The 20,232-nt window shown below is 63.3% G+C and carries 16 protein-coding genes; 6 read left to right on the top strand and 10 right to left on the bottom strand.

Annotated features, from left to right (window positions below; genetic code table 11):
• Positions 1-80 precede the first annotated feature (80 nt).
• The 4 genes from M2S36_RS03470 to puuE are packed head-to-tail and all read right to left on the bottom strand — an operon-like array spanning position 81 to position 3,463.
• On the bottom strand, positions 81-1,409 hold the full coding sequence (locus M2S36_RS03470; RefSeq protein ID WP_207829978.1) for a urate hydroxylase PuuD: 1,329 nt from the start codon (positions 1,407-1,409) through the stop codon (positions 81-83).
• Positions 1,410-1,468: 59 nt separating this feature from the next.
• Positions 1,469-1,972, bottom strand: a complete 504-nt coding sequence (locus M2S36_RS03465; protein WP_012315446.1) for an ureidoglycolate lyase — start codon at positions 1,970-1,972, stop codon at positions 1,469-1,471.
• A gap of 49 nt (positions 1,973-2,021) precedes the next feature.
• A complete protein-coding gene (uraD, locus tag M2S36_RS03460) occupies positions 2,022-2,537 on the bottom strand; it encodes a 2-oxo-4-hydroxy-4-carboxy-5-ureidoimidazoline decarboxylase (protein WP_207829980.1) in 516 nt (171 codons plus the stop codon).
• Positions 2,537-3,463, bottom strand: coding sequence for an allantoinase PuuE (puuE, locus tag M2S36_RS03455; protein ID WP_207829982.1), 927 nt, complete (start codon positions 3,461-3,463; stop codon positions 2,537-2,539). Before puuE ends, uraD begins: the two co-directional genes overlap by 1 nt.
• Before the next feature lie 397 nt (positions 3,464-3,860).
• Here puuE and uraH point away from each other — a divergent pair, with 397 nt between their 5' ends.
• Complete coding sequence (uraH, locus tag M2S36_RS03450) at positions 3,861-4,214, top strand: hydroxyisourate hydrolase (RefSeq protein ID WP_003259496.1); 354 nt, start codon at positions 3,861-3,863, stop codon at positions 4,212-4,214.
• A 60-nt stretch (positions 4,215-4,274) separates the two neighbouring features.
• Here the strand turns inward: uraH and M2S36_RS03445 are convergent, their stop codons facing one another.
• Positions 4,275-5,042 (bottom strand): RHS repeat-associated core domain-containing protein, encoded by a 768-nt coding sequence (locus tag M2S36_RS03445; RefSeq protein ID WP_207829985.1) that lies wholly within the window; start codon positions 5,040-5,042, stop codon positions 4,275-4,277.
• 148 nt (positions 5,043-5,190) lie between these two features.
• On the bottom strand, positions 5,191-6,540 hold the full coding sequence (locus M2S36_RS03440; protein WP_207829987.1) for an NCS2 family permease: 1,350 nt from the start codon (positions 6,538-6,540) through the stop codon (positions 5,191-5,193).
• 282 nt (positions 6,541-6,822) lie between these two features.
• Here M2S36_RS03440 and M2S36_RS03435 point away from each other — a divergent pair, with 282 nt between their 5' ends.
• Together M2S36_RS03435 and aqpZ are read left to right on the top strand one after the other, a co-directional pair.
• On the top strand, positions 6,823-7,578 hold the full coding sequence (locus M2S36_RS03435) for a GntR family transcriptional regulator (RefSeq protein WP_333956705.1): 756 nt from the start codon (positions 6,823-6,825) through the stop codon (positions 7,576-7,578).
• A 232-nt stretch (positions 7,579-7,810) separates the two neighbouring features.
• Complete coding sequence (gene aqpZ / locus M2S36_RS03430; protein WP_063912782.1) at positions 7,811-8,509, top strand: aquaporin Z; 699 nt, start codon at positions 7,811-7,813, stop codon at positions 8,507-8,509.
• Here aqpZ and guaD read toward each other — a convergent pair.
• The 4 genes from guaD to xdhA form a co-directional block, all read right to left on the bottom strand.
• Positions 8,506-9,810 carry a guanine deaminase gene (guaD, locus tag M2S36_RS03425; RefSeq protein ID WP_233686982.1) on the bottom strand — a complete coding sequence of 435 codons (1,305 nt, stop codon included), beginning with the start codon at positions 9,808-9,810 and terminating at the stop codon, positions 8,506-8,508. The two genes, aqpZ and guaD, sit on opposite strands and share 4 nt — an antisense overlap.
• Positions 9,811-9,820: 10 nt before the next feature.
• Entirely contained in the window at positions 9,821-10,666 is an 846-nt protein-coding gene (gene xdhC, locus M2S36_RS03420) for a xanthine dehydrogenase accessory protein XdhC (RefSeq protein ID WP_063912780.1), read from the bottom strand.
• A 118-nt stretch (positions 10,667-10,784) separates the two neighbouring features.
• Positions 10,785-13,184 carry a xanthine dehydrogenase molybdopterin binding subunit gene (gene xdhB / locus M2S36_RS03415; RefSeq protein WP_207829993.1) on the bottom strand — a complete coding sequence of 800 codons (2,400 nt, stop codon included), beginning with the start codon at positions 13,182-13,184 and terminating at the stop codon, positions 10,785-10,787.
• Positions 13,177-14,631: a xanthine dehydrogenase small subunit gene (gene xdhA, locus M2S36_RS03410; protein ID WP_207829995.1), complete on the bottom strand. Its 1,455-nt coding sequence runs from the start codon at positions 14,629-14,631 to the stop codon at positions 13,177-13,179. Before xdhA ends, xdhB begins: the two co-directional genes overlap by 8 nt.
• Before the next feature lie 267 nt (positions 14,632-14,898).
• Here xdhA and M2S36_RS03405 point away from each other — a divergent pair, with 267 nt between their 5' ends.
• From M2S36_RS03405 to zipA, 3 genes are all read left to right on the top strand, one after another.
• Positions 14,899-15,558: a GntR family transcriptional regulator gene (locus tag M2S36_RS03405; protein WP_063912777.1), complete on the top strand. Its 660-nt coding sequence runs from the start codon at positions 14,899-14,901 to the stop codon at positions 15,556-15,558.
• Between the two features lie 3 nt (positions 15,559-15,561).
• Positions 15,562-19,050 (top strand): chromosome segregation protein SMC, encoded by a 3,489-nt coding sequence (gene smc, locus M2S36_RS03400; RefSeq protein WP_333956704.1) that lies wholly within the window; start codon positions 15,562-15,564, stop codon positions 19,048-19,050.
• Positions 19,051-19,256: 206 nt separating this feature from the next.
• Positions 19,257-20,147, top strand: coding sequence for a cell division protein ZipA (zipA, locus tag M2S36_RS03395; RefSeq protein WP_063912775.1), 891 nt, complete (start codon positions 19,257-19,259; stop codon positions 20,145-20,147).
• Positions 20,148-20,232: the final 85 nt, after the last annotated feature.

The following is a 20,232-nucleotide window of genomic DNA, read 5'->3' as shown; positions in this document are numbered from 1 at the left end:
AAGTTCGAGGCCGGGATTGCCGGCCTCTTCGCGGGTGAACCCGCTCCCACAGGGAGCGGTGTTATCCCGACCATTGTGTTTCAGTTGACCGGGGCGCCTTTGGCGATCCAGTCGCCGACGAGCTTGCGCTCTTCGGTGGTCATCTGGGTGATGTTGCCCAGCGGCATGATCTGGCTGGCGACCGCTTGCGCCTGGATGCGCGCGGCCTGGGCCTGGATCTGTTGCGGGGTGTCGAACATCACGCCGGCAGGGGCGGCGCTGAACAGTGGGCTGGTCGGCTTCGACGAGTGGCACACGGTGCAGCGTTCCTGGATGACATTGTGGATCTTGTCGAAGCTCTCGCCGCCAGCCTGGGCCGTGGCCTGGGCAGGGGCTGCAGCCGGCGCGGCAGGCGCTGCGGCAGCCTTGGCGGCGTCCTCGGCGCGTTGCTCGGCAGCGGTCTTGCCACCTACTGCGGTCGCGGGCAGTGGCTGGTACTCGATCTTCGCCGCGGCTTGCTCAGGGCTCACGGCCATCGGTTTCGGACCGGTGACGTAGGCCAGGCAGATCATCGCCAGGGCGCCGACCGGCAGGGTCCAGGCGTACTTGTTGCTGTCGTGGCGGGTGTTGAAGTAGTGGCGGATCAGGACCGCGGCTACAGCGATACCGGCCAGGATCAGCCAGTTGTACTGGCTACCGTAGGTGCTCGGGAAGTGGTTGCTGATCATGATGAACAGCACCGGCAGGGTGAAGTAGTTGTTGTGGCGCGAGCGCAGCAGGCCCTTGGCCGGCAGTACCGGGTCGGGCGTCTGGTTGTTCTCGATAGCCGCCACCAGCTGGCGCTGGGCCGGCATGATGATGCGGAACACGTTACCGACCATGATGGTGCCGATGATTGCGCCGGTGTGCAGGTATGCACCACGACCGCTGAACACCAGGCTGAAGCCCCAGCATGCGGCGATGATCAGCACGAACAGTACGGCACCGAGCAGCGCTGGCTTCTTGCCCAGGGGCGAGTCGCACAGGAAGTCGTAGATGAACCAGCCGGCGATCAGCGAGCCGATACCGATGGCCACGCCTTCGGCACCGCTAAGGGTGCTGCCAGGGGCCAGCAGGTACAGGGCCGGGTTCCAGTAGAACACCACGCACAGCAGGGCGATACCGGACATCCAGGTGAAGTAGGCTTCCCATTTGAACCAGTGCAGGTTCTCGGGCATTTTCGGGGGGGCGAGCTTGTATTTCTCCAGGTGGTAGATACCACCGCCGTGAATTGCCCAGAGATCACCCGACAACCCATCGCGCGGGTTGCTTCGGTTCAGGTGGTTCTCCAGCCAGACGAAGTAGAACGATGCACCGATCCAGGCTACGCCGGTGATCATGTGAACCCAGCGAATGCTCAGGTTCAGCCATTCGTGAAGGTGTGCTTCCACAGTATGTACCTCTTGCCGGTCACCCGCTCGGGCAATGCCCTTGAATGACCGACCTTTTCTTATTGGTGGGGATTGAGGATCAGCATCTGTTCCTCGGTGAAGTAATGCTCGTCGCAGTTGTTGCCGGAACCACTGCGATCAACCACCAGGAAGTCATCCCGCTTTTCGATCGTCAGCACCGGGTGGTGCCAGACGCCGCGATGGTAATTAACGCCCTGCCTGCCGTTGCTGCGGAAGGCGCGGACCAAGCCTGATACAGGTGCATCGCCAACGGGCGCGACCACGATCAGAAAGGGGTTGCCGAGCAGCGGGATGAAAGCCTGGCTGCCCAGCGGATGGCGTTCCAGCATGCGCACGGTCAGCGGCATGTCCAGCGCGTCGGCGCGGAAGATGCTGATGATCGCCTTGTCTTCAGGCTCGGCGGTTTCGACCGTGGCGAGCTTGTGGAAGCGCATGGTCGAGCCGTTGTTGATCATGAAGTGGTCGCTGCCGTCGGTTTCGATCACGTCTCCGAAGGGGGCGAAGGCTTCTTTGGTCAGGGGCTCGATCATCAGGGTGCGCATGCGGATATCTCTTCTATTGTTCGTGTTCTGAATAAGGTTCGGCGGTCGCTTACAGCTGCAACAGGCGGAACAGGGCGATCAGGTTGATCTGCGCCAGGGCTTCCTTGAATTCGGCATCGGCATCGTTGTGGATGCGTTTTTCGAAGGAGGCGAGGATCTGGTGCCGGTTGCTGCCCTTGACCGCCATGATGAACGGGAACTGGAACTTGGCCTTGTAGGCATCGTTCAGTTCGGTGAAGCGGGCGAACTCTTCGGCGGTGCACTGGTGGATCCCGGCGCCTGCCTGTTCATTGGTGCTCGATTCGGTCAGCTCGCCCTGGATGGCGGCCTTGCCGGCCAGGTCCGGGTGAGCGTTGATCAGCGCCAGCTGGTCGGCGTGGTTGGCGCTGAGCAGGATGTCGCTCATGCGCTGGTGCAGCGCCTCGATCTCGTCCAGCTCGCCCAGCTGGCCCAGGTCATAGGCCCTTTCGGCGACCCACGGCGAGTGCTCGTAGATGTCGGCGAAAGCCTTGACGAAGGCGTCACGGCCCAGGGTGGATGGCTTGAGGGTGTTGAAGGCGGTCATCAGGCATTCTCTTTCTTGTACGGGTGGGTGGCGTGCCAGTGGCGGGCGATGTCCACGCGACGGGCGAACCAGACCTGGTCATGGCTTTTTGCGTAATCGACGAAGCGCTTCAGTGCGGCCAGGCGCGCCGGGCGGCCGACCAGGCGGCAGTGCAGGCCGATGGACAGCATCTTCGGTGCCTCGGCACCTTCGGCGTACAGCACATCGAAGGCGTCCTTCAGGTACTGGAAGAACTGCTCGCCGCAGTTGAAACCCTGTACCTGGGTGAAGCGCATGTCGTTGGTGTCCAGGGTGTAAGGGATCACCAGGTGCGGCTTGCCGGTAGGGTTGTTCGGCTCCCAGTAGGGCAGGTCGTCGTCATAGGTGTCGCTGTCGTACAGGAAGCCGCCTTCCTCCATCACCAGGCGACGGGTGTTCGGGCCGGTGCGGCCGGTGTACCAGCCCAGCGGGCGCTCGCCGGTGATTTCGGTGAGGATGCGGATGGCTTCGAGCATGTGCTCGCGCTCCTGGGCCTCGTCCATGTACTGGTAGTCGATCCAGCGGTAGCCGTGGCTGCAGATTTCATGGCCGGCCTGGGCCATGGCGCGGATCACGTCGGGGTGGCGCTGGGCGGCCATGGCCACGGCGAAGATGGTCAGCGGCACGCCGCTGTCCTTGAACAGCTTCAGCAGGCGCCACACACCGGCGCGGCTGCCGTATTCGTACAGCGATTCCATGCTCATGTTGCGCACGCCCTGCAGTGGCTGGGCGGCGACCATTTCAGAGAGGAATGCTTCGGATTCCTTGTCTCCGTGCAGGATGTTGCGTTCGCCACCTTCCTCGTAGTTGAGGACGAAAGACAGCGCGATGCGAGCGTTGCCCGGCCATTGCGGGTGAGGAGGGTTGTTGCCGTAACCGATCAGGTCGCGAGGGTAGTCAGCGCTCACTGCAGTCTTCCTTCTTGTGCGTTTGTGCGGGGGTGGGCGGGCCGCGTCGGGATGTCGCACCACCGGATGGGCTGATTGTATACAACTTCTGAAATCTTTTGTAAGCCTGTTTTTCCGCATTTCTTCCCTTTTGTCGCCTTGCAGCGACCTGGAAAAACAGTGCAAGAAACCTGCCTGATTGGTCAGCAAATGACATCGGGGTCGGCCAGGTGCCTGCATTTGCGACCGATGGGTCGTTTATGGGCATGAAACCTGGGTCGTGACAGAAGGGATCAAAAAATTGTGTACAATTTTGCGATGGAATGTCTTAATGGGGCATTCCCGCACATCGCAGGCCCTTTGGCGTGATGATGGCCGTGTATTTTTTGCCCACAGATTGAACAAGAGGCGACAAGCAATGGGACGTTTGACCACACACGTACTGGATGCCGCGCATGGCTGCCCGGGCAGCTCGATCAAGGTCGAGCTGTACCGTGTCGAAGGCCAGCAGCTGGAGCTGGTGAACACCGCCCTGACCAACAGCGATGGCCGCGTCGACGCGCCGCTGCTGCAGGGGGACGACTACCGCACGGGTGTTTATCAACTGCAGTTCAGTGCTGGCGACTACTATCGCGCCCGTGGCGTGCAACTGCCGGCCCAGGCGTTTCTGGATGTTGTCGTGCTGCGCTTTGGCATCGACGAGCAGCAGGAGCACTACCACGTGCCGCTGCTGATCTCGCCGTACAGCTATTCGACCTATCGTGGAAGCTAGTTGGTCGCTAGAAGAATCTTCGTAGGTCCTTTGGCCCGCTCTCACACTGGCGGGCTTTTTTTATTGTCGGATTGACGCGGTTTGTCGCGTGAAGTCTTGTGTCAGCATGCTTCCGGTCTTGTAGCTCACATGGTCCAGGACGCCTGCGCCGGCCGCGCCCGCAGCATTGAACAGGGCCCCGGTCAAGGTGCCGGGTTGACGGGTTTTGGCGAAGCCAATGAGCCAGCCTGCAGCGCTGTAACCGTAAAGGGTGGTATTGCTCTGGTCCGACCAGGTCCCGTCTATGTAGTACCGGGCCTGGCGCTCGGTCAGCGAGGCATCACCCCAGGTCGCCAGATTGAAGTTGACGCCGTTTACCGAGTCGTTGAACGGTCGTCTAGCCTGATTGGCGTTTTGCATGAGGGTGGTTCGTTCCAGGGGGAACTCGTGCTGCGGTACTGGCCCTCGCGTCAGTGCATGCTTGCCTGTCGTGTACACATCGCCGACAAACTCTGCGTTCATCTTGCCTGCTGCCGCAGCGCCGCCACCCACTGCAATCTTCAGTGCAGTTTTCACGAGCTGTCGCCATTTCCCGCTTGGGTCCCGCCAGTTGACCGGGTCGTTGCCACAGTAGGCATAGTGGTTTATCCCGCCTCGGTTGAAGGGGGCCTGGGTGTCAGGGCTGTGGAACCTCTGCAGCGTCGGGCTGTACATGCGATGGCCGTTACCCAGCGGGTAAAGACCGCTAATGACGTGTTGAATTTCGCCATTGAAACCCAGCAGGTTGTTGGCGGGCGTAGCGTGACCAAAAGGTGCATAGGCGCGGGCGGACTTTGTCGAATCTCGCATTGGGCCAGCCTCCACTCGTATTCGGTAGCATTTGTATCAAGCCCCTGCGCACCTTGCACCTGACAGAAATATCAGCCTGACGCGGTCAATGAGGTGCGCCGAGGAGGACAAAAGGGCGCCGAAGCGCCCTTGTCTGGTGCGGTGAGGGTCAGAGGAACACGAACTTGGCAATGAAGATCGCGCACAGCACCCACAGGCTGGCGGAGATTTCCTTGTACTTGCCGGTACCTGCCTTCAACGCCACATAGCTGATGAAGCCCAGGGCAATACCATCGGCGACCGAGAAGGTCAGCGGCATCATGATCACTGTGACGATCGCCGGAATGCTGTCGGTGGCTTCGTCCCAGTGGATGTGCGCCATGCTGCCCATCATCAGCATTGCCACGTAAATAAGCGCGCCGGCCGTCGCGTAGGCTGGAATCATCCCGGCCAGCGGGGCGAAGAACATCGCGGCGATGAACAGCAGGCCGACCACCACTGCAGTCAGGCCAGTACGACCGCCCGCCGCTACACCCGCAGCACTTTCCACATAGCTGGTCACCGGCGGCACGCCCACCACGGCACCGAACACGCTCGAAGCACTGTCCGCCTTCAACGCCCGCGACAGGTTTTCAATCCGCCCGTCCGGCGCCACCAGGTTGGCCCGCTGGGCCACGCCCATCAGGGTGCCAGCGGTGTCGAACATGTGCACGAACAGGAACGCCAGCACCACGCTGATCATGCTGACGTTGAACACGCCGGCCACGTCCATGGCCATCCAGGTCGGTGCCAGGCTCGGCGGCATCGACATCACACCGCCGAATTTCACCAGGCCCAGGCCCCAGCCGGCCAGGGTGACGCCGATGATGCTGATCAGGATGGCGCCGAATACCCGCTTGTAGCTGAGGATGGCGATCAGCAGGAAGCACACGGCCGCCAGCAGCGGCCCCGGCTCATGCAGCGAGCCCAGCTTGATCAGGGTGGCCGGGCTGTCGACGATGATGCCTGCCGTCTTCAGGCCGATCAGCCCGAGAAACAATCCGACGCCGGCCCCCATGGCATGGCGCAGGCTGACCGGGATGCTGTTGAGCAACCATTCGCGCACTTTCGACAAGGTCAGGAACATGAACAGCACGCCCGAGACGAATACCGCCCCCAGTGCCGTTTCCCAGTTGTAGCCCATGGTGCCGACCACGGTGTAGGTGAAGAAGGCGTTAAGCCCCATGCCCGGTGCCAGGCCCACCGGCCAGTTGGCGTACAGGCCCATCAACAGGCAGCCCAGCGCGGCGGCGATGCAGGTGGCGACAAAGGCGGCACCGTGGTCGATGCCAGCGTCGGCCATGATGTTGGGGTTGACAAAGATGATGTAGGCCATGGTGATGAAGGTGGTCACCCCGGCGATCATTTCGGTTCTGACGGTGCTGCCGTGTTGCTTGAGTTTGAAAATCCGCTCCAGCCAGCTCGTTTCGAGCGGTGGAGCGAGATCCAGCGTAGGGGCTTCGGATTTGCGGCTTTCCACAGCGGGTACTCCTCAAGTCTTTCTTGTTGTTCTGGAGCCGGGGGCCTGCGCAATGCACTTGGCGGCTCCGCGAGGGAAGGCAGACGTCTGACCTGTTTGTTGACTTGTGGGTCAAGAAGTTGCTCGGTGGATTATGCTTTTGTGTACAAAGAATGCAAATACTGTTTTATCTTTTGTGTGCGCAATGCGTCGTACAACGGCTATATAGGTAAAAGGCCACCTGCAGAAACGGCTCAGCCTGTGTACAATGGCGCCATACTTTCCTTCGTGCCTCGAGAGCCCATGAACGAACAGCTGCAACCTCTGAAGAAACCTGCGCGTACCGGCAAGGCTGGCCGCAGTGGTACCCAGGACGACATCGTCTACGCGCATATTTTCGAGGCGATCCTCGAGCAGCGTCTGGCACCGGGCACCAAGTTGAGCGAGGAAGCGCTGGGCGAGATCTTCGGCGTCAGCCGCACCATCATCCGCCGTGCCTTGTCGCGCCTGGCCCACGAAAGCGTGGTGCTGTTGCGGCCGAACCGCGGCGCGGTGGTCGCCAGCCCGACGGTGGAAGAGGCTCGCCAGGTGTTCTTCTCGCGGCGCATGGTCGAACGGGCCATTACCGAACTGGCCGTGCAGCACGCTACCGTCGAGCAGCTCAACGAGCTGCGGCAGATGGTGCGCGAGGAGCGCGACAGCTTTTCCCGTGGCGACCGCGGTGCGGGCATTCGCCTTTCCGGCGAATTCCACCTCAAGCTGGCCGAGGCCGCAGGTAATGCGCCGCTGGTCAGCTTCCAGCGCAGCCTGGTGTCGCAGACCTCGCTGATCATTGCCCAGTACGAAAGCGGCAACCGCTCGCATTGCTCGTATGACGAGCACATGCAGTTGATCGATGCCATCGAGGCGCGCGATGCCGAGCAGGCGGTGAACCTGATGATGCACCACATGGACCACATCGACAGCAAGCTGAACCTGGACGAGGAGAGTGCCTCGGACGATCTGCATGCGGTGTTCTCGCATCTGCTGAAAAAGCCCAAGGTTTCTGCCAAGGGTTGATCGTTTGCTGAAGTGAAAGTAGTGCGCCGTTGTGGGAGCGGGTTCACCCGCGAACACCGGCGCAGCCGGTGCCATGCGCCGTGTCGCCTTGTTCGCGGGTAAACCCGCTCCCACAAGCAGTACGGCCATCTCTCGCAGTTGACCAAACGTCTGCTAAATTCTTGTGAGCAAACCTTCATCAAGCAGTTGGGCTTGCGCGTCCGTTGCGTTCAACTTCTTGAGGAAAGGATTCATGAGCATGTCCCTCGGTAAACGCATGGGGGCCGAACTGGTCGGCACCTTCTGGCTGGTACTTGGTGGCTGTGGCAGTGCGGTACTCGCCGCCAGTTCCCCCGTCGGCATCGGTGTACTCGGTGTCGCCTTCGCCTTTGGCCTCACCGTGCTGACCATGGCCTTCGCCATTGGCCATATCTCCGGCTGCCACCTCAACCCCGCCGTGTCGTTCGGGCTGGTGGTGGGCGGGCGCTTCCCGGCCAAAGAGCTGCTGCCCTACGTGATCGCCCAGGTGATCGGCGCCATCCTGGCGGCGGGTGTGATCTACCTCATCGCCAGCGGCAAGGCAGGTTTCGAGCTGTCTTCGGGATTGGCCTCGAACGGCTACGCCGACCACTCGCCTGGCGGCTACACGCTCGGGGCAGGTTTTGTCAGTGAAGTGGTGATGACGGCGATGTTCCTGGTGGTGATCATGGGCGCCACCGACGCCCGGGCACCGGCGGGCTTTGCGCCTATCGCCATCGGCCTGGCCCTGACCCTGATCCACCTGATTTCGATCCCGGTGACCAACACCTCGGTCAACCCCGCGCGTAGCACGGGGCCGGCCTTGTTCGTCGGTGGCTGGGCCCTGCAACAGCTGTGGCTGTTCTGGGTGGCGCCGCTGATCGGTGCTGCAATCGGCGGCGCGCTGTACCGGGGCCTGGCAAAAGAACCTTAGCGCTGATGCACGCAACGCCCTGCGGCGTAGGTTTCGCGCACAGTGCGGTCGTCACCGAGGGTGGTGAGCACGAACAGGGTTTCTTCGATGCTGTTGGACTGCTGGATGCGGTAGTCCAGCAGTGGTGTGGCCTTGTAGTCCAGCACCACGAAGTCGGCATCGTTACCCGGGCGCAGGCTGCCGATGCGGTCGTCCAGGCGCAGCGCGCGGGCGCCGCCGAGGGTGGCCAGGTACAGTGACTTGTAAGGGTGCAGGCGCGCGCCCTGCAGTTGCATCACCTTGTACGCTTCGTTCAGGGTGTTGAGCAGCGAGAAACTGGTGCCGGCGCCAACGTCTGTGCCCAGGCCCACGTTGACCTTGAAGCGCTCGGCCTGGGGCAGGTTGAACAGGCCGCTGCCGAGGAACAGGTTGGAGGTGGGGCAGAAGGCCACGGCCGAGCCGGTTTCGGCCAGGCGCTGGCATTCGTCATCGCACAGGTGCACGCCATGGGCGAACACCGAGCGCTCGCCCAGCAGCTCGAAGTGGTCGTATACGTCGAGGTACCCCTTCTGCTCAGGGAACAGCGACTTGACCCAATCGATTTCCTTGAGGTTTTCCGACAGGTGCGTGTGCATGTACACGCCCGGGTGCTCCTTGAGCAGTTGGCCGGCCAGTGCCAGCTGTTCAGGCGTACTGGTCGGGGCGAAGCGCGGGGTGACTGCATAGTGCAGGCGGCCCTTGCCATGCCAGCGTTCGATCAGTGCCTTGCTTTCGGTATAGCCGGACTCGGCGGTGTCGGTCAGGTAGTCCGGAGCGTTGCGGTCCATCATTACCTTGCCGGCGATCAGGCGCAGGTCCAGGCGCTCGGCCTCTTCGAACAGGGCATTGACCGATTCCGGGTGCACGCTGCCGAACACCAGGGCGGTGGTGGTGCCATTGCGCAGCAGTTCCTTGAGGAAGATCTTCGCCACCTGGTCGGCGTGATCCTTGTCGGCGAACTGCTTTTCGCAAGGGAAGGTGTAGGTATTCAGCCAGTCCAGCAGCTGTTCGCCGTAGGAGCCGATCATGCCGGTCTGCGGGAAATGGATGTGAGTGTCGATGAAGCCCGGGGTGATCAGCGCGTTCTGGTAGTGCTCGACCGGGATATCGGCGTCCAGGGTCGGCAGCAGTTCGGCAGCGTGGCCAACGGCGCGGATGCGGCCATCGTCGACCACCAGCAGGCCGTCCTCGAAATATTCATGGGAAGCCTCCAGGCCCACCTCGGCCGGGTCGGCGATGCTGTGCAGGATGGCGGCACGGTAGGCTTTGCGGGTAACGGTCATAACACACTCGTCAAATGGCTTGGCTGCGCCGGGAGGGCGGCAGCAACTGGGCAATGGGGCCGGCATTGGCGGCAGCGTCGTGCTGGCCGAAGCAGGCGTTGTAGGTGGCGATGATTTCACCGGCGATGGATACGGCGATCTCGATGGGCAGCTTGCCCTTGACCTCGGCCAGGCCCATCGGGCAGCGCATGCGCGCCATCACCGCATCGTCGTAGCCGCGCTCGCGCAGGCGGTGCTCGAACTTGACCCGTTTGGTCTTCGAGCCGATCAGGCCGAACCAGGTGAAGTCGTTGCGCTTGAGAATGGCGGCAGTCAGTTCCAGGTCGAGCTGGTGGTTGTGGGTCATGACGATGCAATAGCAGCCTGGCGGTAGCTCGGCCACTTCGTCGACCGGCTCCTCGCTGACCACCTTGGTCACCCCGTCGGGGATCAGGGCAGGGAACTCCTGCTCGCGCGAATCGATCCAGCGCACCCGGCAGGGCAGCGCGGCGAGCAAGGGTACCAGAGCGCGGCCGACATGGCCCGCGCCGAACACGGCGATCTGCGCCTGCACCGCGGCCATGGGTTCGAACAGCAGCACAGTGACGCCGCCGCAGCACTGGCCAAGGCTGGCACCGAGGCTGAAGCGTTCCAGGTGCGGGGTGGTGCGGTGCTCTTCGAGCATCTGCCGGGCGATGTGCAGGGCCTTGTATTCCAGGTGGCCGCCGCCGATGGTGTCGAACAGGCCGCTGGCGCTGACGACCATTTTCGAGCCGGCATTGCGCGGGGTCGAGCCGCGTTCCTCGATGATGGTAACGAGCACGCAGGCTTCGCCACGGGACTGGTGGTCGGCGAGGGCGTTGATCCATTGGTGCATGATGCAACCTCTCTATAGTTGCGTCGCGATCCCTGTGGGAGCGGCTTCACCCGCGAATGCGGCGGTGAAGCCACTATCGCATTCGCGGGTAAACCCGCTCCCACAGGGCCCTGCATTGTCAGTGAGACACGGTTTCCAGTTCCGGCTCGGCAGGTTGCGCGGCAGCCACCGCCTTGCGCATCTGCTCGCACCCCCACAACACCCGCTCCGGCGTCGCCGGTGCATCCACCTGTGGCTGCACGCGGTAATCGGCGATGCTGGCCACGGCGTCCTTGATCGCGCACCAGGCGGCGATGCCGAGCATGAACGGCGGCTCGCCCACGGCCTTGGAGTGGAACACGGTGTCTTCGGGGTTCTTGCGGTTCTCCACCAGCTTTACCCGCAAATCCAGCGGCATGTCGGCCACTGCCGGGATCTTGTAGCTGGCCGGGCCGTTGGTCATCAGCTTGCCCTTGGCATTCCACACCAGCTCTTCGGTGGTCAGCCAGCCCATGCCCTGGATGAAGCCGCCTTCCACCTGGCCGATGTCGATGGCCGGGTTCAGCGAATCACCCACATCGTGCAGGATGTCGGCGCGCAGCATTTTGTATTCGCCGGTCAGGGTGTCGACCAGCACTTCCACGCAGGCAGCGCCGAAGGCGAAGTAATAGAACGGCCGGCCGCGCGCCTGGCTGCGGTCGTAGTAGATCTTCGGCGTGCGGTAGAAACCGGTGCTGGACAGTGACACCTGGGCGAAGTAGGCCTGCTGCACCAACTGCTCGAAGCTGACGATCTGGTCGCGCACGCGCACATGACCGTTGCGGAACTCGACGTCTTCCTCGGTCACCTGATAGTGCCGCGCAGCGAACTCGGTCAGGCGCTTCTTGAGGATTTCGGCCGCGTTCTGCGCCGCCTTGCCGTTCAGGTCGGCACCGCTGGAAGCGGCGGTCGGCGAAGTGTTGGGCACCTTGTCGGTATTGGTGGCGGTGATCTGGATGCGGCTGAAATCGACCTGGAAGATCTGCGCCACCACCTGCGCCACCTTGGTGTTCAGGCCCTGGCCCATTTCGGTGCCACCGTGGTTCAGGTGAATGCTGCCGTCGGTGTAGATATGGATCAGCGCACCGGCCTGGTTGAGGAAGGTGGCGGTGAACGAAATGCCGAACTTGACCGGCGTCAGCGCCAGGCCCTTCTTCAGGATCGGGCTGTTGGCGTTGAAGCGGCGGATCGACTCGCGGCGCTCGGCGTAGTCGCTGCTGGCCTCCAGCTCGGCGGTCATCTCTTCGAGCATGTTGTGCTCGACGGTCTGGTAGTAGTGGGTGACGTTGCGCTCGGTCTTGCCGTAATAGTTGGCCTTGCGCACCGCCAGTGGGTCGCGGCCCAGGTGGCGGGCGATGTGGTCCATCACCTGCTCGATGGCGACCATCCCCTGTGGCCCGCCGAAGCCGCGGTAGGCGGTGTTGGAGGCGGTGTTGGTCTTGCAGCGGTGGCCGTGCACGGTGGCATCGCCCAGGTAGTAGGCGTTGTCGGAGTGGAACATGGCGCGGTCGACGATCGAACCGGACAGGTCGGGCGAGTAGCCGCAGTTGCCGGCCAGGTCGAAGTTGATGCCGTGCAGGCGCCCGTCATCGTCGAAGCCCACGTCGTACTCGACGTAGAACGGGTGGCGCTTGCCGGTCATGGTCATGTCTTCGACCCGTGGCAGGCGCATCTTGGTTGGCTGGCCGGTCAGGCGCGCCACCACGGCGCACAGGCACGCCGGGCTGGCGGCCTGGGTTTCCTTGCCGCCAAAACCACCACCCATGCGGCGCATGTCCAGCACCACCTTGTTCATTGGCACGTCGAGTACTTCAGCGACCAGTTTCTGCACTTCGGTGGGGTTCTGCGTGGAGCAGTAGACGATCATGCCGCCGTCTTCGGTGGGCATCACCGAGGAAATCTGCGTCTCCAGGTAGAAGTGCTCCTGGCCACCGATGTGCAGGGTACCCTGGATGCGGTGTGGGGCACTGGCCAGGGCAGCAGCGGAATCGCCACGCTGGTGGGTGTGGCTGTCGAGCACGAAGTGCTTCTTGCGGAACGCCTCTACCACATCCAGTACCGGCTCCAGGTCTTCATACTCGACGATGGCGGCCATGGCCGCACGGCGTGCGGTGTCGAGGTCGCGGGCGGCCACGGCGAGCACCGGCTGGCCGAAGAACTCGACCTTGTCGATGGCCAGCAGCGGGTCGCCGGCCACCACCGGGCCGATGTCCTTGAGGCCGGGAATGTCTTCGTGGGTGATGGCGATGCGCACGCCCTCGAAGGCATAGCACGGCGTGGTGTCGATGCGCAGGATGCGTGCATGGGCGCGGTCGGCGGTGCGCGCATAGACGTGCAGCTGGTTGGGGAATTCCAGGCGATCGTCGATGTACACCGCCTCGCCGGACACATGCTTGTCGGCGCTGTCGTGCTTGACGCTGCGGCCGACCCCGGTGGTCAGGTCCTGGCTGAACAGTTCGGCCATCTCGGCCTGGCTCTTGGCTACGTGATGGTTAGACATAAGCGGTCACCCGGGTCTCGATGTACGGCGTTTGCTGTTCGATGAAGTACTTGCGCAGCAGGTTCTGCGCGGTCAGCAGGCGGTATTCCTTGCTGGCGCGGAAGTCGCTGAGCGGGGTGAAGTCTTCGGCCAGGGCCTGGCAGGCGCGCTCGATGGCCGCCTGGTTCCATGGCTTGCCGCGCAGCGCCGCTTCGCAGGCACGGGCCCGTTTGGGGATCGCCGCCATGCCGCCGAAGGCAATGCGCACGCCGCTGACCACGCCGTCTTCGATGCTGAGGTTGAAGGCACCGCACACGGCGGAAATGTCATCGTCCAGTCGCTTGGACACCTTATAGGCGCGGAACGCCCAGTCGCTGGTGGCGCGCGGCACGATGATCTTCTCGATGAACTCGCTGTCCTGGCGGGCAGTGATGCGGTAGTCGATGAAGTAGTCTTCCAGTGGCATCACTCGCTGACGCTCGCCCTGGCGCAGGACGATCTGCGCGTCCAGGGCAATCAGCAGGGGTGGTGAGTCGCCAATCGGCGAGGCGTTGCCGATATTGCCGCCCAGGGTGCCCTGGTTGCGGATCTGCAGCGAGGCGAAACGGTGCAGCAGGGCACCGAAGTCGGGGTATTCCTCGTTCAGCGCGCCGTAGCAGTCGGTGAGCGGGGTGGCGGCGCCGATTTCCAGGTGGCTGGCGGTTTTCTCGATGCGCTTGAGTTCGGCCACATGGCCGACGTAGATCATCACCGGCAAGGTCTTGTGGAACTGGGTGACTTCCAGGGCCAGGTCGGTGCCGCCGGCCAGCAGCCGCGCTTCGGGGTGCGAGCTGTACAGGTCGGCCAGGTCGGCCACGGTCAGTGGCACCAGGCAGCGCTTGTCGCCGCTGTTGAGCTCGCCGGTCTGGGTTGGCGCAATGGCCTTGAGGCGGCTGATGGTCTGCGCCTGCTGGGCGTCGAACTGGTCGCGGCAGGGCTGGCGGCAGCTCTGCTCGGCGGCATCGAGGATCGGCCGGTAGCCGGTGCAGCGGCACAGGTTGCCGGCCAGGGCTTCCTGGGCCTGGTGCAGGTCGGGGCCATTGCTGTTCTTCTGCAGGGCGAACAGCGACATGACGAAGCCGGGGGTACAGAAGCCGCACTGCGAGCCATGGCAATCGGCCATGGCCTGTTGCACGCTGTGCAGCTGGCCCTGGTGCTTGAGGCCCTCGACGCTGATCAGTTGCTTGCCGTGCAGCGACGAAACGAAGGTCAGGCACGAGTTGAGGCTGCGGTAGCGCAGGCTGTCATTGCCCTGGTCGTCCTGGGTCAGCTCGCCGACCACCACGGTGCAGGCGCCGCAGTCGCCACTGGCGCAGCCCTCCTTGGTGCCAGGTTTGCCCAGGTGCTCGCGCAGGTACTGCAGCACCGTCATGTTCGGGTCCAGGGCATGCTCACTACGCAATTCCTGGTTGACGAGAAACTGGATCACGGGGATGGCCTCGCAATGGTTTTATTGTTGTTGGGCGGACTCTAAGCAAGACCTGTCCTGCTGGTCAATAATTTTCTGACTCAAAGGTCAGGAAATTGCTCGTGCCGCTGCCCAACGGCTCACATTGCCATATGCCAAGCATAGATCGCGCCGGGCACGTGACTGCCTTGCAGGTCAAATAAACCGCCAGGCCCCTCTGCGCGATTACCGGCCAAGTACGCTACAATCCGCCACTTGTGCCCAGTTCAATGATTTTGAAGGAAAACCATGACGTTCAAGGCCCCGGACAGCCTCTCCGAGCAGATTGCCGATTACCTGGCCGAACGCATCATCCGTGGCGAGCTGGCGCCAGGCGAGCGTATCCAGGAGCAGAAGGTCACCCAGGCACTCAACGTCAGCCGCGGCTCGGTGCGCGAAGCGCTGCTGATCCTCGAACGCCGCCACCTGGTGGCAATCCTGCCGCGCCGTGGTGCCCACGTGACCGTGCTCGACGAGCGCAGTGTGCGCAGCCTGTGCGCACTGATGGGTGAGTTCTACATCCTGCTGGGTAACGCGGTTGCGCAAAAATGGCGCACCGATGCCGACCTGCGCCCGTTCCTGGAGATCCAGCAGCGCCTGCAGCGGGCCCATGACCAGCTGGACATCAAGGCCTTCGTCGCCGACAGCTTTGCAGTCATGCGAGCGGCCTATCCGTTCGCCGACAACCCGTTCCTGCAGGAAACCGTGGAAAACCTGCAGCCGGCCATGAGCCGTGCCTATTACCTGTCGCTGGACCAGCGCCAGGCCAACATGATCGACTACCTGGACCTGTTCGCCCGCCTGCTCGACGCAGTGGTCGCCCGTGACCTGCCGCGCATTCGCGAGGTGCTCACCGCCTACGGCCAGCGCAGCTGCGAACTGGTGCTGGCGGCGTTGGCCCGAGGCTGACCGATGCGCCTGAAGTGCATTCGCCTGGCCGGGTTCAAGTCGTTCGTCGACCCGACCACGGTCAACTTCCCCAGCAACATGGCGGCCGTGGTCGGCCCCAACGGCTGTGGCAAGTCCAACATCATCGATGCCGTGCGCTGGGTGATGGGCGAGAGTTCGGCAAAGAACCTGCGCGGCGAGTCGATGACCGATGTCATCTTCAACGGCTCCAGTGGCCGCAAGCCGGTCAGCCAGGCCAGCATCGAGCTGGTGTTCGACAACAGCGAAACCACCCTGGTCGGCGAATATGCCGCCTATGCCGAGATCTCGATCCGCCGCAAGGTCACCCGCGACGGGCAGAACAGCTACTACCTCAACGGTACCAAGTGCCGCCGGCGCGATATCACCGACATTTTCCTTGGTACCGGCCTGGGGCCGCGCAGCTACTCGATCATCGAGCAGGGCATGATCTCCAAGCTGATCGAGGCCAAGCCCGAGGAGCTGCGCAACTTCATCGAGGAAGCCGCCGGCATTTCCAAGTACAAGGAACGCCGCCGTGAAACCGAGAACCGCATCCGCCGCACCCAGGAAAACCTGGCGCGCCTGACCGACCTGCGCGAAGAGCTGGAGCGCCAGCTGGAGCGCCTGCACCGCCAGGCCCAGGCGGCCGAGAAGTACCGCGAATACAAGGCCCAGGAACGCCAGCTGAAGGCACGCCTGTCGGCCTTGCGCTGGCGCGACCTGGACGAGCGGGTGCGCCAGCGCGAGGCAGTGATCGGCGACCAGGATGTGTCCCATGAGGCGCTGGTGGCCGAGCAGCGCAATGCCGATGCCAGCATCGAGCGCCTGCGCGATGGCCATCACGAATTGTCCGAGCGCTTCAACCAGGTGCAGGGCCGCTTCTACTCGGTGGCCGGTGATATCGCCCGGGTCGAGCAGAGCATCCAGCACGGCCAGCAGCGCCTGCGCCAGTTGCAGGATGACTTCAAGGAGGCCGAGCGCACGCGCCTGGAGACCGAATCGCACCTGGGCCATGACCGTACCCTGCTGGCTACCTTGAGCGAAGAGCTGGCCATGCTCGAACCCGAGCAGGAAATGACCCTGGCCGCTGCCGAAGAAGCTGCCGCCGCCCTTGAAGAGGCCGAGCTGGGCATGCACGGCTGGCAGGAGCAGTGGGACAGCTTCAACAGCCGTTCCGCCGAGCCGCGCCGCCAGGCCGAAGTGCAGCAGGCGCGCCTGCAGCAGCTGGAAGCCAGCCTGGAGCGCCAGGCCGAGCGCCAGCGCAAGCTGGTAGAAGAGCGTGAGCTGCTGGGCAGCGACCCGCAGGATGCGGCCATGCTCGAACTGGCCGAGCAGCTGGCCAGCAGCGAAATGTTGCTGGAAGAGTTGCAGCTGTCCGAAGAGCAGGTGGTCGAGCGCCTGGAAGGCGCGCGTGAGCAATTGCAACAGGCCACCCAGGCCCAACAGCAGGCACAGGGCGACTTGCAACGCCTGGGCGGCCGCCTGGCCTCGCTCGAAGCCTTGCAGCAGGCTGCCCTGGAGCCGGGTGCAGGTGCTGCGGACTGGCTGCAGGGCCAGGGCCTGGAGCAGCAGCCGCGGCTGGCTGAAGGGTTGCGGGTAGAGCCGGGCTGGGAGCTTGCGGTAGAAACCGTGCTCGGTGCCGATCTGCAGGCTGTGCTGGTGGACGACTTCAATAACCTCGATTTTGCCGGCCTGGAGCAGGGCGAGTTGCGCTTGCTGGTGGCGAGCGGTACTGGCTCGTCGCTGCCCGGCAGCCTGCTGGAAAAGGTTGAAGGCCGTGTCGACCTGGCGCCCTGGCTGGGCCAGGTCAAGCCCGTGGAAGGCCTGGCCCAGGCGCTGGCACAGCGCGCGTCGCTCGGCGAAGGCCAGAGCCTGGTCAGTCGCGATGGCTACTGGGTTGGCCGACATTTCCTGCGGGTGCGCCGTGGCGGCGAAGCCGAAGGCGGCGTGCTGGCACGCGGCCAGGAGATCGAGCGCCTGGGCCAGGAGCAACTGGAGCAGGAAGCGGCGCTGGAGCAGTCGGAGCAGCAACTGCAGGCCCTGCGTGGGCAGCAGCTGGAGCTGGAAGAACAGCGTGAACAGCTGCGCCGTCGCACCCAGGAAGAAAACCGCCTGCACGGCGAGCTGAAGGCCAGCCTGTCGGCCAGCCGTGCGCGTGCCGAGCAGGTCGAGTTGCGCCGCCGGCGCCTGCAGGAAGAGCTGGCCGAACTGGAAGAGCAGCGTGCCTTGGAGCATGAGCAACTGGGCGAAGCCCGCTTGCTGCTGCAGGAGGCCCTGGAGCTGATGGCCCAGGACACCGAGCAGCGCGAGCAGTTGATGGCCCGCCGCGACACCCTGCGCGAAAGCCTCGATCGCGTGCGCCAGGAGGCCCGCCAGCACAAGGATCACGCCCACCAGCTGGCTGTGCGCCTGGGCTCGCTGCGTGCCCAGCACGACTCCACCCGGCAGGCCCTGGAGCGCCTTGAGCAGCAGGCCGCGCGCCTGACCGAGCGCCAGGAGCAACTGAGCCTGAACCTGGAGGAGGGCGAGGCCCCCCAGGAAGAACTGCGCCTGAAGCTGGAAGAGCTGCTGGAGCGGCGCATGAGCGTCGACGAGGAAATGCGCCAGGCCCGCCTGCACATGGATGAGGCCGACCGCGAACTGCGTGACGCCGAGAAGCGCCGCACCCAGGCCGAGCAGCAGGCTCAACTGCTGCGCGGCCAGCTGGAGCAGCTGCGCCTGGAGTGCCAAGGCCTGGATGTACGGCGCAAGACCTTGCAGGAGCAGTTGCTGGCCGATGGCTACGACCTGCAAGGCGTGCTTGCCACCCTTGAGGCCGAGGCCAGCGAGCAAGGCACCGAACAGGAGCTTGAGCAGCTCGAGGTGCGTATCCAGCGCCTGGGGGCGATCAACCTGGCGGCCATCGAAGAGTACGAACAGCAGTCCGAGCGCAAGCGTTACCTGGACGCCCAGGACGCCGACCTGGTCGAAGCGCTGGAGACCCTGGAAAACGTCATTCGCAAGATCGACAAGGAAACCCGCAACCGCTTCAAGGATACCTTTGATCAGATAAATGCCGGATTACAGGCACTTTTCCCAAAAGTTTTCGGTGGTGGCAGCGCTTATCTGGAACTGACGGGCGAAGATCTACTCGATACAGGGGTGACGATCATGGCGCGACCACCGGGCAAGAAGAACAGCACCATCCATCTGCTGTCCGGCGGCGAGAAGGCACTGACCGCATTGGCGCTGGTGTTTGCCATCTTCAAGTTGAACCCCGCACCGTTCTGCATGCTCGACGAGGTCGACGCGCCGCTGGACGATGCCAACGTCGGGCGTTATGCCCGCCTGGTCAAGGAAATGAGTGAAAGCGTGCAGTTCATCTACATCACCCATAACAAGATTGCCATGGAGATGGCGGATCAATTGATGGGGGTGACCATGCATGAACCGGGCTGTTCACGGCTGGTTGCCGTCGACGTGGAGGAGGCTATGGCCATGGTCGACGCCTGATGCTGGACGACAAGGGCACATTCTGTAGTGAAATGCCCCCGCCATGTGCGACAGACGGTGTAAAGTTGTCTTTGGTCGTGCTAGCTTAATGTCACTCGTTTTTTGCGTGGGTAAAAACGCCTGTCAGAACATAGAGTTGGCGCCACGTGTTAAAGGGCTTTGAACCCTTTGTTTTCAAGCATATTTTTATAGAGGCACGGGATTACATGGAAATCGGTCTGCGCGAGTGGCTGATCGTCATCGGCATCATTGTCATTGCCGGGATTCTTTTCGACGGCTGGCGCCGCATGCGCGGCGGAAAAGGCAAGTTGAAATTCCGTCTGGATCGCAGTTATTCCAACCTGCCGGACGAAGAGGGCAATGCCGAAGTGCTTGGCCCGTCGCGAGTGCTGGATACCCACAAGGAGCCTGAGCTGGACGAAAGCGACCTGCCGTCGCTCAGCGCTTCTGCGCGTGACCGCGAGCGCGAGCCCAAGCCGGCCAAGGCCAACAAGCGCGGCAAGCGCGCCACCGCTGCTGCGGATGCGCAGCAGGGTGACCTGAACCTGAGCGCCGAGCCACGCGAACCCGACCTGTTTGCCGAAAGCGATGACGACTTTGCCGCGGAAAATACCCGCAGCAATGGTGCGGCGCCTGCCAGCAGCAGCGTCAAGGAGCTGCCGCCGGCCGAGGAAGTGCTGGTGATCAGCGTGATCTCCCGCGACGAGGGCGGCTTCAAGGGCCCGGCGCTGCTGCAGAACATTCTGGAAAGCGGCCTGCGCTTCGGCGAAATGGACATCTTCCACCGTCACGAGAGCATGGCCGGTCACGGCGAAGTGCTGTTCTCCATGGCCAACGCTGTCAAGCCTGGCGTGTTCGACCTGGACGACATCGACCACTTCAGCACCCGTGCGGTGAGCTTCTTCCTCGGCCTGCCGGGCCCGCGTCATCCGAAGCAGGCCTTCGACGTGATGGTGGCTGCGGCGCGCAAGCTGGCCCATGAACTGAACGGTGAGCTCAAGGACGACCAGCGCAGCGTGCTGACCGCCCAGACCATCGAGCACTACCGCCAGCGCATCGTCGAGTTCGAGCGCCGTGCGCTGACCCAGAAGCGCTGACAGATCCAGACGAAAGAGCAGCCTGAGGGCGTGCTGGTCGGTTCGGGTGTTGTTATCGCCTGTTCCGGCCCCTTCGCGGGTAAAC

The sequence above is a fragment of the Pseudomonas sp. SF2 genome (assembly GCF_036858055.1).
In the GTDB taxonomy this organism is placed as follows: Bacteria; Pseudomonadota; Gammaproteobacteria; order Pseudomonadales; family Pseudomonadaceae; genus Aquipseudomonas.
The sequence above is the reverse complement of the archived record's forward strand: the minus strand, read 5'-3'. Positions and strand labels throughout refer to the sequence as shown.